This is a genomic window from Leminorella grimontii (genome assembly GCF_039789245.1).
Taxonomy (GTDB): Bacteria; Pseudomonadota; Gammaproteobacteria; order Enterobacterales; family Enterobacteriaceae; genus Leminorella; species Leminorella grimontii.
On the sequence record NZ_CP146357.1, the window covers coordinates 1,500,493 to 1,516,416 of the forward strand.

A 15,924-nucleotide genomic window follows, 5' to 3' on the forward strand; every position below is an offset into this window, starting at 1 on the left:
GGGTGCACTGCATCCTTTTTCTTGTTTTATTCATAAACCAATAGCCAAAGACTTACCGAGCTTTCTCCATCTAGGGGCCGTGCGCCTTGGTGATTAAAGCCTCGAGCTACCGTGCGTCCTCCAACAGGGTTTTGGTATAGGAGTGCTTGGGCGTCAGGAATACCTGCTCACATTCCCCTTGCTCAACAATTTCACCGTGGCGCATCACGATAATGCGATGGCACAGCGAACGGATCACCTGCAGATCGTGACTGATAAACAGGTAGGTCAGGCCGTGTTCACGCTGTAGCGCTTTTAGCAGCTGCAAAATCTGCGCCTGTACCGAGCGGTCCAAAGACGAGGTGGGTTCATCGAGGATCAGCATTTCCGGTTCCAGAATCAGCGCCCGCGCGATGGCGATGCGCTGGCGTTGGCCGCCGGAGAACTCCGTCGGGTAGCGGTGGCGGCTTTCGGGATCGAGCCCCACTTCCTGCATGGCCTTGATGACGCGCTCTTCCCGTTCTTGTTTCGTCAGTTGGTGGTGAACCTCAAGCCCTTCTTCAATAATCTGCGCGACCGTAAAGCGCGGATTCAGCGCCGAGAATGGGTCCTGAAAGACGACCTGAATTCGGCTGCGGTAGGGCAGCATTCGCTTTGAGGAGAGGCCGTGCAGCGGCTGACCGTCAAACCAGATCTCGCCTCTGGCCTCCAGCAGGCGCAGCAGCGCCAGCCCGGTGGTGCTTTTACCGGAGCCGGATTCGCCGACCAGCCCCAGACTTTCCCCTTTACGGATAGCGAAGCTGACGTCTTTTACCACGTCGTTAGGGATCTTGCGGCGGAGAAAGCCTCCCGAACGGGGAAAGCCGATGGTCAGGTGCTTGATGTCCAATAGCGTATCGGCATCAGGGGGCAACGGAATGGGGCTGCCCTTGGGTTCTGAATCGAGCAGCTTTTGAGTATAAGGATGCTGTGGATGGCTAAACAGCGCCCGGCATTCGTTCTGCTCAACGCACCTTCCCTGATTCATCACTGCGACACGGTCTGCCAGCTTGCGGACGATGTTAAGGTCGTGGGTGATGAACAGCATGCTCATGTTCAGCTCTTGGCGCAGTTCGGCAAGCAGGCGCAGGATCTGCGCCTGAACGGAGACGTCCAGCGCGGTCGTTGGTTCGTCGGCGATAAGCAGTTTGGGTTTGGTCAGGATCGCCATGGCGATCATTACCCGCTGTCGTTCGCCGCCGGAAAGCTGGTGAGGGTAGGCGTTCAGCCGGTTCTTGGCATCCCGAAGGCCTACGCGCTGTAAAACCTCGATAATTTCGTCTCGGGCCGCCTGCTTGGTCATTCCACGGTGAATAAGCAGCACTTCTGAAAGCTGTTTCTCTATCTGGTGCAGCGGATTAAGAGAAACCATCGGCTCCTGGAAGATCATGGAAATGTCGTTGCCTCGGTATTGACGCAGCGTTCGCTCGTCAGCCCGCAGCAGCGATACGCCGTTAAACAGGATGTCGCCGCTGGGATAGACGGCCAGCGGCGTGGGCAGAAGGCGCAGTACGGACAGCGCCGTGACGCTTTTGCCCGAACCTGACTCGCCGACCAGCGCCAGCGTTTCACCGGCTTCAATCGCCAGAGATAATCCTTCGACGATGCGCTTTTCCTGACCGCCCTGACGAAAGGCGATGCTGAGGTCTTGGATGTCCAGTAACGGCGTGGTTGTCATCATATCAATGGGCCTTTGACGGATCGAAGGCGTCGCGCACGGCTTCACCAATGAAAATCAGCAGCGTCAACAGCACGGAAATCACGATAAAGCCGCTGATGCCAAGCCAGGGCGCCTGCAGGTTGTTTTTCCCCTGCAGCAATAAATTACCCAGCGAAGGAGAACCCAGCGGCAGACCGAAGCCGAGGAAGTCCAGCGAGGTCAGCATCGCGATGGAGCCGCACAGGGTAAACGGCAGATAGGTCAGAGTGGCGACCATGGCGTTGGGCAGAATGTGGCGGAACATGATTTTGGCATCGCTGACGCCCATGACCTTAGCCGCTCTGACGTAGTCAAAGTTGCGCGTGCGCAAAAACTCGGCCCGAACGACGCCGACCAGCGTCATCCAGCCGAACAGCACGGTAATGCCCAGCAGCCACCAGAAGTTGGGCTGAATGACGCTTGAGAGCAAAATGATAAGAAACAGCGTCGGCATGCCGGACCATACCTCAATAAAGCGCTGGCCGAGCAGATCGACCTTTCCGCCGTAGTAGCCCTGAGTCGCCCCGACGGCAATGCCTATCAGGCTTGAGAGCAGCGTCAGCGACAGGCCGAACAGGATCGAGATGCGAAAGCCGTAAATCAGGTTGGCCAGCACGTCCAGCCCCCGGTCGTCGGTGCCCAGCAGGTTGGCCGACGAGGGCGGCGCGGGGAAGGGCGACGGGCTTTGGTAGTTAATCGTATTATAGCTAAATCGGATCGGCGCCCAGAGGGCCCAGCCGTTTTGATCTATTTGCGAGGCAATCGCCGGGTCGCTGTAGTCGGCTTCGGTTTGCAGCTCGCCGCCGAAGGTTTGTTCACTGTAGTTCACCAAAAACGGGGTGTACCATTCGCCCTTGTAGCTGACCAGCAGCGGCCTGTCGTTGGCGACCAGCTCGGCGGCCATGCTGATGACAAACAGTATGGCGAAAATCCACAGGGAGTAGTAGCCGCGGCGGTTGTGCTTGAACTTCTGCCAGCGTCGCTGATTCAGGGGGCTGAGCTTTCTCATCGGCGGGCCTCGAAGTCAATTCTTGGGTCGACCAGCGTGTAGGTAATGTCGCTTAAGATGTTAAACACCAGCCCAATCAGGGTGAAAATGTAGAGCGTGCCGAACATGACCGGATAGTCGCGCTGAAGCGTGGCGTCATAGCCTAAAAGCCCCAGTCCGTTGAGCGAAAAAATCACCTCAATCAGCAGCGAGCCGGTAAAGAACATGCTGATGAAGGCGGACGGGAAGCCGGCGATCACCAGCAGCATGGCGTTGCGAAACACGTGGCCGTACAGGATGCGCTTTTCCTCCAGGCCTTTGGCCCTGGCCGTTATCACGTACTGTTTGTGGATTTCGTCTAAAAACGAGTTTTTAGTCAACATCGTCAGGGTAGCGAAGCCGCCGATGGTGGTGGCGCAGACCGGCAGGACGATGTGCCACAGGTAGTCAAGCACTTTGCCGGACAGGCTCAGGCTGTCGAAGTTGTTGGATATCAGGCCGCGCATCGGGAACCAGTCCAGATAGCCGCCGCCGGCAAACAGGATAATCAGCAAAATGGCGAACAGGAAAGAGGGGATCGCATAGCCGACGATAATCAGGCTGCTGGTCCAGACGTCAAACGGCGTGCCGTTTTTTACCGCCTTTTTGATGCCTAGAGGAATGGAAATCAGATAGATAAGCAGCATGCTCCACAGTCCCAGCGTGACGGAAACCGGCAGCGACTGCTTGATGAGCTCCACTACCGATGCGCCGCGAAACAGGCTGTCGCCGAAGTCGAAGCGGGCGTAGCTCCATAGCATGTCAAAATAGCGTTCGTGCATTGGCTTATCGAAGCCGAAGCGCTTTTTAATCTCTTCAATCACTTCGGGATCCAGCCCGCGTCCGCCCTGATACTGCCGGTCGGCAGCGGGAACGGCTGAGCCTTTATCCAAACTGGCGACGTTTGGGCCACCCGCGCCAAAGCCGCTTTGGTGGCCAAGTTCGATAGTGGCGATGGCCTGTTCTACCGGCCCGCCGGGCGCGATTTGAACGATAAAGAAGTTGAGGGTGATAATCGCCCAGAGGGTTGGGATCAGCAGCAACAGTCTGCGAAGTATGTATGTCGTCACGGAACGTCCTTAGCGTCGCTGCTCGGGCAGAGCGGCCGCTTTATTAGCGTCGTACCACCAGGTGTCGAGGCCCAGCGCGCTTTTGGGCCGCACGGCCGGCATGGAAATCTTGTTCCAATAGGCAAACCTGTCGCGATCGCTGTACCACAGCGGGATCATCAGGCGATGCCAGGTCAGCACGCGGTCAAACGCTCTGCCTAAAGACAGCAGCGGCTTTTCCTGCCCCTGATAGTCGGCAATTTTCTGCGTCAGTTCGTCGACCGCCGGGGAGATCAGGCCCGGCGTGTTGTAGGTCGACTTGATATAGCTAGAATTCCAGAAAATCAGCAGGCTGTTTGACGGATAGTCCATGGCCGGATATACGCGGGGGATCATATCGAAATCCCGGCTGCGCAGGCGGTTGATAAACTGGGAGCTGTCCACCGAGCGTACGGTCATGGTAATGCCGAGTCGGCTTAGCGCGTGCTGAAAGGGCAGGACGTACAGGCTGTCGCTGCCGCTGAGCAGCAGAAGCTCAAAGGTAAACGGCTGCCCGGTCTTGGCGTTAACAAGCTTGCCGCCTTTTATTTCCCAACCGGCCTCTTTTAGCAGCTGCGTCGCCTTCAGCAGGTTTTGGCGGTTATAGCCGCTGCCGTCGCTTTTCGGCGGCTGATAGGCCTTGGTAAAGACCTCATCGGGGATTTTTCCCTTCAGCGGCGTAAGCCAGGCCAGCTCGTCCTTATCGGGCAACCCGCTGGCGGCGTAAACGGTGTTTTGAAAGTAGCTGTCGGGCTGCCGGTAGGCGCCGTAGAACAGCGTTTTGTTTATCCACTGAAAGTCGAACGCCAGCGTGATGGCCTCACGCACTTTCGAGTCGGAAAAGAGAGGGCGCTGAACGTTGAACGCCAGCCAGCGGGTATCCTGTGCGCTCTGATTTTCCCACTCCTGTTTGACGATGTATCCCTTATCAAAGTATTTGCCCTGATACTGGGTGGCCCAACTTTTGGGCGAGTTTTCCAGACGCAGGTCGTAGGCGCCCGCTTTGAAGGCTTCCAGAGCGACCTTGTCGTCGAGGTAGTAGTCGTAGCGGATGGTGTTAAAGTTGTAGCGCCCGCGGTTAACCGGCAGGTCTGCCGCCCAGTAGTTTTCCAGGCGCTGATAGATGATGTACTGCCCTAGCTTGTAGCCGCTGATGCGGTAGGGGCCGCTGCCCGGCGGCGGCGCGTTAAGCGGCTCGCTCAAGTTGTGATGCAGCCAGAAGCTTTTTGGGAAAACGGGCAGCCCGCCGACCAGGGAAATCAGCTGCGACTTGTCTGGCTTTGGAAGCTCTATGCGTACGACCAGCGGAGAAGCGGCCTTAATCGTAATGCCCTTGTAGATGATTCGAAACTGGGGGACGCCCTCAGTCATGAATTTTTCGAACGTATAGGCGACGTCTTCAGCCGTAATGGGAGTACCGTCCTGAAAGCGGGCCTTCGGATTGATATTGACTTCCATCCAGCTGTAGTCGTCGGGGTAGCGAACCGATGAGCCGATAAGCGGGTAGAGGCTGCTTGTTTCGTCCAGCGAGGAGGCAAACAGCGTATCGGTCAGCCTGTCGGTGCCATCGGGGCGATTGCCGCGAGAAGCATAGGTATTGAAGTTATCGTACGTTCCGATAGCGGATAGCGTGAGCTGCCCGCCCTTAGGGGCATCAGGATTGACATAGTCAAAGTGGGTAAAGCCGCTGGGATACTTAGGCTCGCCGAGCAGCGCAAGCCGGTCGGTTTCAATGACGGTAGCGGCTACGGAACTGAAAGAAACAATGGCGCCTGCAAGCAGGAAGAACAGGGGCAATGAAGAGAAAAACGCGTCGAGCCGACGCAACGTTGACCGCAATATGTTCATGTCGCCTTTCTATCCATTTCTAACCGAGCCTCTTCGCGCTGATTCTTTGTAGAGTATATCTCACGCGGCCTCATATGTTTGATATGGAATTATAGATATTTTTGGCATGGAAGCGATACTAAAGGCAATGAAAACAACGCTTTTACCCAACGAATGCGGGTAAAAGCGAGTTGAAAATAGCGGTTAGCCTTTGTTTAAAACGCGGCGGGCCTGATGGTAACGAGTATTCCAGTATTTTTCGTTCATGCTGGAAATCATGACGCCGTTGCTGGTCGACGCGTGGACAAAGTTATCGTTGCCGATGTATATCCCCACGTGACGGCCGGTAGAACCCGCGCGAAACAAAACCAGGTCGCCGGGGCGCAGCTTGGCGCGCTGAATGGGTTTGCCGATGTTTTGTTGCATAGACGTAGAGCGCGGGAGCGTCAGGCCAAACTGCTCGTGAAACGTGATTTGAACGAAGCCTGAACAGTCGACGCCTTTTTTGGTGCTTCCACCCATGCGGTAACGGACGCCTTTCCAGCCTGCGTATTGATTAAGAATGCGCGACTTGATGTCGACGTTCTTAACCATGGATTCGAATTCATCCTGAGTGGATTGAAACGCCAGTCCCTGCTTTTCATCTGAGCTGTGTGAGCTTTGTGCGGAAGTTTGGCCACTTCTCGCGTTCGACGCCTCTGCCGTTGAGGAGAGGGTGCCGCAGCCTGATAACATTACGATTGCGGCTACGGCCGGCGCAAATCGTAGAACGTATCTCAGAATTGGTTGAGATTTGACCATGTTGATGAAATTCCCGTGTAGTCCTTAACGACGCTGTCGCTATAAAAATCAAAAGTCGCAACCCTGTGCGGTAACCCTATTCGTAACGGTAACCCACAGGCAACGGGCCCGGCAGTTTGAGCGGGGTAAAATATTCCCCAAAAACCTGCCCTTATCCGCAATAGCGCGCACAAACGGAAAAAGACTACTTTATCTATTGCTTGATTGCGAGAACTTTCTGCCTCGATATCGTCACGCTCTAAACCTTTTTGCCTATTTTGTGAGCTAACTCTGATGCACGGCTAAAGGGCGTCACGGCGGCTTTTGGCGCGGTGTCGCCCCGGTACGGTGCGGTTTATCGCATTTATCAGGATATCGCTGGCAGGCGTCAGCAGGCACCAGCTTAGGCCTACGCAGGCGATGCTCAGAGAACCGACGTAGATATCAGTAAACCAGTGTGCGCCGACCATAATGCGCGGCAGCGAGAAAACGATGACGTAAAGGGTGGCGACGGCAAACGCCCAGCGGGCAAAGTAACGCAGCATAAAGGCGGCGAAAATCATCAGCATCAGGCCGTGATCGCCAGGAAAGCTGTCTTTTGACGCGTCTTTGGTAGGAATGCCTGAGAGTTCCGTTACCCGATTGATGCCTTCAAAGCTCAGCGTCGGGCTTGGACGCACGACGGGCAGCAGGTGTCCGGCCTGATTAAGCACTACCGCGGTTATCAGCATGACGATGCCCATGATGATAGTCCAACGCCTGCCGGCGGCGTCCTGCTTGAGAAAAAAGTAAAACAGTAAAAGCCCCATTGCCAGAAGCGAAACGGAGTCGAAGGCGCGGTTGTTGGTGACGGCGACCAGCTTAAGATAGGCCGGACTGGCGGCCAGATAGGCGTTGAAGTAGTGAAACAGCGCCGAATCAACGGTAAACCAAAAGCCGTGGTTTTCTGGTAAGTACCAGGAAAGAAAAAGCGCTATTCCAAATGCGTTTAGCAAAAAAATAGCGGTGAAGCGACAGCGGGACATCAAAATACCTTTGAAAAATAGCAGTAAAAAATAGCTTTATTAAGCACGCTATCAGGCGACTTAGCCTTATGGTTTTGGAATTCTGGCCTTTAGCAGCGCGCTTTGCAACTCATTCCACGGCGCATCGCCCGAATTGATAAGCTCTACTCGGCTGTCGACGGGGGCAACGGCCTGCGTTTCTATTTTCAGATCGAACCCCTGTCGGTTAAATACGATGGTGCCTTCCACAATGCGCATGACTCCTTTAACGCGCTCTACGGGCGCAAGCCGCACCCAATCGAGCAGGGCTGCTGTAGAAAAGCAGGTATCGGCGTCAAAAATCCAGCCGCAGCTCACGTAGCCTTGGCCCTGGTTGAGCGCTCTGCGCCACCCTTGGGCGTTCGGCAGGCTGAGCGCCGCCAGCCCGCTCTGCGCTTTTGGCGCATGTGCGTGGTGGACGCTGTCCGGAAGCTCCGGCAGATTAAGGCGCGGCACGTCTAGTACATCAAGAGAGACTGCGCCCCGTTGAATAAATTCATAAGGACGCTCGGGCGCGTTGGCCTGGCGCCACTGGAAAAAGGCGCTGCGGTCTTCTTCCTGATAGGTATCCGTTTTATTCACTAAAATGAGGTCGGCGGCGGCGAGCTGATCGCGAAAGTTATCATTTTGCGCATAGTGAGGCTCCGACAGCTGGCGGGCGTCCAACAGGCAGAGCGTCGCGCCGACGGTGAGTAACGGCTGATAAACGTCTGAGGTTAAAAGCGCCAGAACCTGCTTGGGATGGCCTAGTCCGGTCGGCTCGATCAGTAATCTGTCTGGTTTTGCCTGTTTGAGCAGCATATTGAGGCCAACCTGCATCGGTAGCCCGTTAACGCAGCACAGGCAGCCGCCGGGGATCTCTTTCATCACCGCGCCGCGATTTTTGAGCAACGCGCCGTCGATACCGATCTCGCCGAATTCGTTGACTAAAATAGCCCAGCTCTCGCCTTCCGGCTTTTGGCTTAAAAGATGTTGAATCGTAGTGGTTTTGCCACTGCCGAGAAATCCGGTAATCAAGTTAACGCGCGTCACTGTAATTTCCTCGCGGTAGGCCGATGAAAGATACAAAAATATGGCAATAAGCAGTTAATAATCTAGCCTAGAAAGTATTTAGGTCAATTTTCTGCTAAATTATTCGGGTATTATTGCATTGAGTGAAAATAAAAAAAAGCAGTCTATACTTGGGGTAAGGGGCGAGAGATAAAGACTATTTCCCGCTTAAAATCAATATCTTTTGGCATAGAAGGGAAAGGAAAATACGACTGGCTGTGGGAACGCTCGTGCTAAAGGTCGGTACCGATAAGGCAGCTTCTTATGGCATATCAAACCGTCAGCTCAATTCAGACTTTATTTAAAGCTTCTCTGTTACTTCTTCCCTTTTCCTTTTCCCTAATGCCGGTACAGGCGGCGAGCAGTGGAACAATCAATTTCCTTGGGCGGATTGTAGAAGCGGGATGTGAGACAACGTATAGCACGAATCAGTTAACACAAACGTGTATGGACGGTAACAAGTCGGTTAAACAGCAGATGACGCTGCAGGCAGCGGCTAACGGCGCAGTCATTCAAGGAAAAAATCAGCCTAATCAGGTGTCTTTCCGCTGGATAGACAAAGAGAAAAAGCTGGGTATTGCTGAAATTACCTATAACTAACTGAAATACAAAAGAAACGCCGGGTCTTTGCCCGGCGTTTCTTTTGCCTATACGTTTCCTACGCCTAGTCGGCGCGGCTCATATAGCGACGCTCCGGAATGTGAATGCGGATTTTTTCGCCCGACTCCAGATACTCCGGTACCTGAATAATAAGCCCGGTGCTCAGCGTTGCCGGCTTGTTGCGGGCACTGGCCGAAGCGCCTTTGATTCCGGGGGCGGTCTCAATAATTTCCATATCGACGGTCTGCGGCAGTTCAAGCGCCACGACCTGGCCTTCGACGGTCAGTACCTGAATGCCGGGAATACCGCCTTCGGGGATAAACAGCAGCTCTTCTTCAATCTGATCTTTTTTGAAGATGTAGGGCGTGTAGTCTTCATCATCCATGAAAACGTATTCGTCGCCGTCAATATAAGAAAACGTCACCTGGCGACGGCTCAGATTGATTTCATCAATAATGTCGTCGCCCTTGAAGCGCTCTTCCACTTTCAGGCCGGTGAGGATATCGGAGAAGCGCATTTTGTACAGCGTGCTGGCGCCGCGCGCGCTTGGGCTTTGTACTTCAATATCGCGAACCAGCAGCATTTTGCCGTTGTAGCTAACGGCCATGCCGCGCTTAATTTCGTTTGCTCTTGGCATAGTAAACAGGGATCCATTTTCACGGGTTGAATGATTGGCGACAAATTACTCGCGAGCGGCAAAACAGGCAAGCAGAATCCGCAGCCGGAAATAAAAAAAGCGTGAAAGGCGAAAAAGTGCAGGCCCGCGCGGCGGCGGGCCTAAGAAGCGTTGTATTAGCGATAGACCGGCAGCAGATTCAGCGTTGAGCCGACGTGAGCAAGAATGTTGAGTATGCCGAACAGAATAACGAAATAGATCATCAAGGCGCCGCCAGGCGCACGATACTCGGCCTGAGGGAATTTTTTACGGCTGGCGCGGGCCAGAAGCGCGGGCACGATCACCGCCCAAACGGTGGCGGCCAGACCGGCAAAGCCGATGGCGTATAAAAAGCCGTCGGGATACAGCAACGCCGCAACCGTAGGCGGGGCAAACGTAATTAGCGCGGATTTGGCACGCCCGGCCGGGCTGTCTTCAAACTTGAAGAAGTCGGCGATGTAGTCCAAAAGCCCCAGAGAAACGCCCAAAAACGAGCTGGCCAGCGCCATGTAGGAGAACGCATTGAGAAGCTGCTTCACCAGCGGCGTCACCGTACCGTTATCGAGCTGCGCCAGCAGGTTGCCGATGTTGCCGCCCTCAGAGATAACTTCTTTAAACGCCGGGCGAGGCACGTTGCCCTGAATGACGAACTGCCACAGCAGGTAAATCGCCAGCGCGATGAGGGTGCCTATCAGCAGGCTGCGAACGACGGACTTTGCGTCCTTTTGATAATATTTCGCAAGCCCCGGGACGTTGCCGTGATAGCCGAACGAAGCCAGAAGGTAGGGGAGTGCGGCTAACGCATAGGGCAGGTATTCCGGATTGGATTCGGTTCGGTTAAACAGGATTGTCGGCTGCACCTGAGTGAACATATCGCTGACGGAAAAAACGAAGGTAATGACCATGCCGCCTATCAGAATCGTATTAATTCTGTCGACCGCACGCGTCGACAGCCAGACGATAAACGCGACCAGCAGGGCAAAGACCAGACCGGCGACGGTTTGGTTTATAGAAAAGGTGGAAGAAAGCGTATGGCTAATGATGGAACCACCGGCGGAGATGTAGGCGTAGGTCAGTATGTAAAGCACAAACGCGACCGATAGCCCGTTAATGGCGTTCCACGCGTTGCCTAACAGCCCTTTGACCACGGTATTGAAGCTGGCGCCGGCCTCATAGTTGAGGTTGGCTTCCAGCAGCATCAGGCCGGAAAAGAACATACAAAACCAGGTATACACCAACATCAGGGTGGAGCCGCTGAACCAAACGCCGGAGGTGACAATAGGAATGGAAAACATGCCGGCGCCGACCGCCGTTCCTGCAATAATCATGGCGCCGCCGAAGACGGAAGGGCGCTTTTGTGTTTCGGTTTGAGACATTTCTCTTTATTTCCGGATGTAAGTGTATTTTGTACTAGTGGAATGATACGTTATTACCGTCGTTTGTAAACTCGTTTTTTATCAGGATAAATCGACAGCTATCGATAAATAGATCGCTTTTTTTCCCATATCACGTAGCCTGATGCCTTTATATCATCCGAGACGAGAGCATGATGGAGTGTCGAACGAAGTGCGGGGCCTGCTGTATCGCTCCGTCTATTTCCAGCGCAATACCGGGCATGCCAGAGGGAAAGCCGTCCGGCAGGCCCTGCATTCATCTGGATGACGACTTTCGCTGCGGTATTTTTCATCATTCCGATCGTCCCAGCGTGTGCGCAAGGCTCCAGCCGTGCCGGGAAATGTGCGGCGACAGTCGCGACGAAGCCCTGCATTATCTGGAAAACCTTGAGCGTCTAACCGCGCCGTAGAAGAGCCGATAGCTTTTCTGATAGCCGTTCTAACTTACCGGCGGTCTTTCAAACGATCGTGTTGATTTTAATCCGTTATCAATAATTTTCTCCTGAATAGAGCAATTGTGTAAAAATAGCGCTAGAATCGCCTGAAACGATCCACCTCCCGCAGTCAGGGGATGCGCCGGTTTTTCCGACGGCAAAAAATGTAGTCATGTAAGTAAAAAGAAGACATCAATGAACAGACGCGTAGCGACCATAACCCTTAACCCCGCCTATGACCTGGTTGGTCACTGCCCTAGCATTACGCTGGGAGACGTCAACCTGGTGAGAACGGCCGGGCTGCATCCTGCCGGTAAAGGTATCAACGTCGCCAAAGTTCTGAAAGACTTAGGGATTGATGTCACTGTGGGCGGATTTTTGGGGAAAGACAATCAGGACGGCTTTCAGCAGCTGTTTAGCGAGTTGGGCATCGCTAACCGTTTTCAGGTGGTGCCAGGGCGAACGCGTATTAACGTAAAGCTGACGGAAGCCAATAACGAAGTCACCGACTTTAACTTTTCCGGATTTCAGGTAAGTCCTACCGACTGGCAGCGTTTTACCGCCGACTCCCTGTCGTGGCTGGGGCAGTTTGACATGGTGGCCGTAAGCGGAAGCCTGCCTTCGGGGCTCGATCCAGAGGCCTTTAGCGAATGGATGCGTCAGCTGCGCGCCGTGTGCCCATGCATCATTTTTGACAGCAGCCGGGAGGCGTTTGCCGCAGGCCTGAAGGCGTCACCGTGGTTAGTCAAGCCCAACCGCCGCGAGCTGGAGATATGGATGGGGCATCCGCTGCCTACTCTGGAAGACGTCGTCTACGCGGCCCACGCCCTGCGCGAGAGCGGCATTGCCCACGTGGTTATTTCTCTGGGCATTGAAGGGGCTATTTGGGTTAACGCATCGGGCGCTTGGCTAGCGAAGCCGCCGTCCTGCGACGTTGTGAGCACCGTTGGCGCAGGAGACTCGATGGTCGGCGGGCTGATTTACGGCCTGCTGATGCGCGAGTCCAGCGAGCATACGCTCAGGCTGGCGACCGCCGTGGCGGCATTGGCGGTAAGCCAGAGCAACGTGGGTATTAAAGACCGCATGCAGCTGGCGTCAATGATGGCACAGGTGGAGTTGAAACCTTTCGCTTAAAAAAAGAGCGCATCGATAGAATGCGCTCTTCTCTTCTTCATTTTTCGTCAGGCCGGTTCTTCAACCCGCTGTTGGCTTTTCAACCAGGCGATTTCGTCTTTCCAGATGTCAGGATTGGTGGTTTCCAGTACAAGAGGAATGCCGTCAAATCGGTCGTCGGCCATAATGTAGCTAAACGGGGTTTTCCCGATATTACCCATCCCTAGGCTGTTGTGGCGGTCAACTCGGCTGCCGAACTCGCTTTTGGCGTCGTTTAGGTGCATTCCCCGCAGGTATTTGAAGCCTACGGTGCGCTCGAAGCAGGCGAAGGTTTTCTCGCAGTCTTCTTTTGTGCGAAGGTCATAGCCCGCCGCAAAGGCGTGACAGGTGTCGATGCAGACGCCGACCCGGGTTTTATCCTCTACGCCGTCAATGATGGCGGCCAGGTGTTCAAACTTATATCCCAGATTGCTGCCTTGACCTGCGGTATTTTCAATCACGGCGGTTACGCCCTGGGTGCTGTCCAGCGCAATGTTGATGGATTCGGCAATCCTCGCCAGACAGGCGTCTTCGTCGATTTGCATGAGGTGGCTGCCGGGGTGGAAGTTTAACAGCGTCAGCCCCAGCTGCTGGCAGCGGTACATCTCGTCAATAAAGGCCTCTCTGGACTTTTGCAGCGCCTCTTCGACGGGATGGCCGAGGTTAATCAGATAGCTGTCGTGGGGCAGGATTTGCTGCGGGCGATAGCCGTACTGTTCGCAGGCGCTGCGAAAGTTGGCGATAACTTCATCCGTAAGGGGCGCCGCCTTCCACTGGCGCTGATTTTTAGTAAACAGTGCCAGCGCGGTGGCTTCAAGCTCATGGGCTCGGATAATGGCCTGATCCAGACCGCCGGATGCGCTGACGTGCGCGCCGATATATTTCATCTCAGTTTCTCCTTCATATTGGCCAAAGTATCGCACAACTTGGTTTACTTCGGCCAACGCGTTTTAGGCTGTGTCCCGTAGTTGTCGAAGACAGCTACGGGACACAGCCTGGCAGAGGAGATGCGTTTAGAGGCTTAGCAGATGGACGGCCTTGTTAATCAGGGCTCCGCCAACGATGAGCCAAATGAACAGCAGGGCGGCCAGCAGCAGCGGCTTGACGCCCGCCTGCCGAATGGCGCTGACGTGGGTGGTCAGCCCCAGTGCGGCCATCGCCATGCATAGCATTACCGTATCAATGTCGATAATAACGCTGACGGCCTTAGTCGGTAACAGGCTTAATGAATTGAAGCCCGCAACGACGATAAACAGAACCGCAAACCACGGAATAACGATAGGTGAACGCTTCTGCGCAGCGCCAGCCGGAGTCGAAGCGCTTTCGCTGCGGTTCAGGTAACCGGACAGTAGGATAAGGAACGGCGCCAGCATCATCACTCTTATCATCTTGACGATGACTGCGCCGTTGGCCGCATCGTCAGAAATAGCGCGACCGGCGGCAACCACCTGGGCGACTTCGTGAACGGTAGATCCGATATAGATACCGAACTGGTTGTCGGAAAAGCCCAGCAGGTGAAAGGCGCCGTCCAGCTGGTGTAGCCAGGGATAGAGGAACATGGCGATAGTACCGAAGATGACAACGGTCGCTACGGCGACGGCTACCTTACTGGATTCCGATTTTACGACCGGGTCGGCCGCCATCACCGCCGCCGCGCCGCAAATGCTGCTGCCCGCACCGATAAGTATCGTAGTTTGTTTATCGATACCCAGAACGCGGTTCCCCAGCCATAGGGCTAAGAGAAACGTAGATCCCAGCGTTAGCGCGTCAATGACGATGCCGCTGGCACCGACGTCAATAATCTGCTGAAAGGTCAGGCGAAAGCCGTACAGGATGATCCCTAAGCGCAGCAGCTTTTGCTTCGCTAACTGAACGCCTGCGTTGCTCGGGGCAGAAATGCTGGGATAAACCGTGTTTCCTAATACCATACCGGCCACGATCGCCAGCGTCAGCGCGCTAAGCCCAAGCTGCGAAAAAGATGGCAGCGTGGCGGCATACATTGACAGGGCGGTAATAACGCCAGTGAGTAAGAGCCCCGGTAGAAGAGCGGCGAGCCTGTTACTGAGCGGGGCGGTATCTATCATGTGTCGGTGACTTAGTGACATAAAAAAGGGTCCACATCGTGTAAATCATGACGGCAAGAATAAATCTATTGGCTATAAAAGAGAAATTGATTATATATTTATAACTAACCGGAATAAGTGGTAAAAGGTGAACCATGCACGTAACGCTAAGGCAGTTATCGATTTTTGTTGAGGTGCTTAAGAGCGGCTCGACGACGCAGGCCTCATCCGTATTGGCGCTTTCTCAGTCTGCGGTGAGCGCGTCCCTGTCCGATCTTGAAGAGCAGCTAAAGGTCTCTTTGTTTGACCGTGTCGGCAAGCGGTTGGTCGTCAATGAAAACGGCAGGCTGCTTTACCCTAAGGCGCTGGCGCTGCTGGAGCAGGCGACGGAAATCGAGCAGTTGTTTAACCATTCAGACGGAGCGCTGAGAATTGCCGCCAGCACTACCATCGGCAACTACATTCTCCCGGAGACGCTGGCGATTTATCGCCAGGACTTTCCCCACACGCCTCTGGAGCTGACGGTAGGAAACAGTCGAGAGATTATTCAGGCTGTCGCTGATTTTCGCGTCGATCTGGGGTTTGTTGAAGGTCCCTGTCACCACCCTGACTTAATTACTCGACCGTGGCTCAGCGACGAGCTGGTAGTGTTTGCCGCACCGGGCAGCCCGCAGGCAGAGGCCGGCGAGGTATCTCTTGAGGCGCTTATCGCCGCGCCCTGGATCCTGCGTGAAACCGGATCCGGTACGCGGGAAGTTTTGGAGCATAGCCTGATGCAGCATTTGCCCGGCGTTCGTCCGATCCTTGAATTAGGGAACTCAGAGGCCATTAAGCACGCCGTCAGGCATGGAATCGGCATTAGCTGCCTGTCTCGACGCGTGGTGGCGGAGCAGCTGGCCAGCGGTTCTTTGGTTGAACTTGTCACGCCCTTTGGTACGTTGGAACGTACGCTTTTTCTGATTTACCACCGACAGAAGCACCTCTCGGCCAGCCTGTTGCGATTTCTGTCCTGCTGCCGCTTTCCCGTTGATTTAATCGAAAAACGAGGGAAATAGAGGGTTACGACGCCTATTATGACCGCCAGCTTATAACTT

Annotated in this window: 15 protein-coding genes; 4 read left to right on the forward strand and 11 right to left on the reverse strand. The window is 54.6% G+C overall.

All coding sequences use genetic code 11. The features are described 5' to 3' along the window. Positions 1-106: 106 nt before the first annotated feature. The 7 genes from yejF to V8L73_RS07300 form a co-directional block, all read right to left on the reverse strand. On the reverse strand, positions 107-1,696 hold the full coding sequence (gene yejF, locus V8L73_RS07270; protein WP_027274441.1) for a microcin C ABC transporter ATP-binding protein YejF: 1,590 nt from the start codon (positions 1,694-1,696) through the stop codon (positions 107-109). Positions 1,697-1,700: 4 nt separating this feature from the next. Further along, a complete protein-coding gene (locus V8L73_RS07275) occupies positions 1,701-2,726 on the reverse strand; it encodes a microcin C ABC transporter permease (RefSeq protein ID WP_347254516.1) in 1,026 nt (341 codons plus the stop codon). Next, positions 2,723-3,814 (reverse strand): microcin C ABC transporter permease YejB, encoded by a 1,092-nt coding sequence (locus tag V8L73_RS07280; RefSeq protein ID WP_027274443.1) that lies wholly within the window; start codon positions 3,812-3,814, stop codon positions 2,723-2,725. The genes V8L73_RS07275 and V8L73_RS07280 overlap by 4 nt, the downstream gene beginning before the upstream one ends. A gap of 9 nt (positions 3,815-3,823) precedes the next feature. Continuing rightward, entirely contained in the window at positions 3,824-5,680 is a 1,857-nt protein-coding gene (locus V8L73_RS07285) for an extracellular solute-binding protein (RefSeq protein WP_347254517.1), read from the reverse strand. A 183-nt stretch (positions 5,681-5,863) separates the two neighbouring features. Continuing rightward, on the reverse strand, positions 5,864-6,460 hold the full coding sequence (gene mepS / locus V8L73_RS07290) for a bifunctional murein DD-endopeptidase/murein LD-carboxypeptidase (protein ID WP_027274445.1): 597 nt from the start codon (positions 6,458-6,460) through the stop codon (positions 5,864-5,866). A 281-nt stretch (positions 6,461-6,741) separates the two neighbouring features. Beyond that, positions 6,742-7,464 carry a phosphatase PAP2 family protein gene (locus tag V8L73_RS07295; RefSeq protein WP_347254518.1) on the reverse strand — a complete coding sequence of 241 codons (723 nt, stop codon included), beginning with the start codon at positions 7,462-7,464 and terminating at the stop codon, positions 6,742-6,744. Between the two features lie 66 nt (positions 7,465-7,530). Then, a complete protein-coding gene (locus V8L73_RS07300; protein ID WP_347254519.1) occupies positions 7,531-8,514 on the reverse strand; it encodes a GTP-binding protein in 984 nt (327 codons plus the stop codon). A gap of 282 nt (positions 8,515-8,796) precedes the next feature. Between V8L73_RS07300 and V8L73_RS07305 the strand changes: the two genes are divergently transcribed. Then, positions 8,797-9,132 (forward strand): hypothetical protein, encoded by a 336-nt coding sequence (locus V8L73_RS07305; protein ID WP_134389012.1) that lies wholly within the window; start codon positions 8,797-8,799, stop codon positions 9,130-9,132. A 64-nt stretch (positions 9,133-9,196) separates the two neighbouring features. Here the strand turns inward: V8L73_RS07305 and yeiP are convergent, their stop codons facing one another. Next, a complete protein-coding gene (yeiP, locus tag V8L73_RS07310; protein WP_027274448.1) occupies positions 9,197-9,769 on the reverse strand; it encodes an elongation factor P-like protein YeiP in 573 nt (190 codons plus the stop codon). A 155-nt stretch (positions 9,770-9,924) separates the two neighbouring features. Next, a complete protein-coding gene (gene mtr / locus V8L73_RS07315) occupies positions 9,925-11,163 on the reverse strand; it encodes a tryptophan permease (protein WP_027274449.1) in 1,239 nt (412 codons plus the stop codon). 173 nt (positions 11,164-11,336) lie between these two features. Here mtr and V8L73_RS07320 point away from each other — a divergent pair, with 173 nt between their 5' ends. Both V8L73_RS07320 and fruK read left to right on the forward strand, forming a co-directional pair. After that, the gene (locus tag V8L73_RS07320) at positions 11,337-11,591 is read left to right on the forward strand and encodes a YkgJ family cysteine cluster protein (RefSeq protein WP_347254803.1); all 255 of its coding nucleotides are present in this window, start codon (positions 11,337-11,339) and stop codon (positions 11,589-11,591) included. A 219-nt stretch (positions 11,592-11,810) separates the two neighbouring features. Next, entirely contained in the window at positions 11,811-12,749 is a 939-nt protein-coding gene (gene fruK, locus V8L73_RS07325) for a 1-phosphofructokinase (RefSeq protein ID WP_261831593.1), read from the forward strand. Between the two features lie 47 nt (positions 12,750-12,796). Here fruK and nfo read toward each other — a convergent pair whose 3' ends face one another. Next, a complete protein-coding gene (gene nfo, locus V8L73_RS07330) occupies positions 12,797-13,654 on the reverse strand; it encodes a deoxyribonuclease IV (protein ID WP_347254520.1) in 858 nt (285 codons plus the stop codon). 126 nt (positions 13,655-13,780) lie between these two features. Beyond that, positions 13,781-14,872 (reverse strand): YeiH family protein, encoded by a 1,092-nt coding sequence (locus V8L73_RS07335; protein WP_027274453.1) that lies wholly within the window; start codon positions 14,870-14,872, stop codon positions 13,781-13,783. Positions 14,873-14,985: 113 nt separating this feature from the next. Between V8L73_RS07335 and yieE the strand changes: the two genes are divergently transcribed. Continuing rightward, on the forward strand, positions 14,986-15,885 hold the full coding sequence (gene yieE, locus V8L73_RS07340) for a DNA-binding transcriptional regulator YeiE (RefSeq protein ID WP_027274454.1): 900 nt from the start codon (positions 14,986-14,988) through the stop codon (positions 15,883-15,885). The last annotated feature ends 39 nt before the right edge of the window (positions 15,886-15,924 follow it).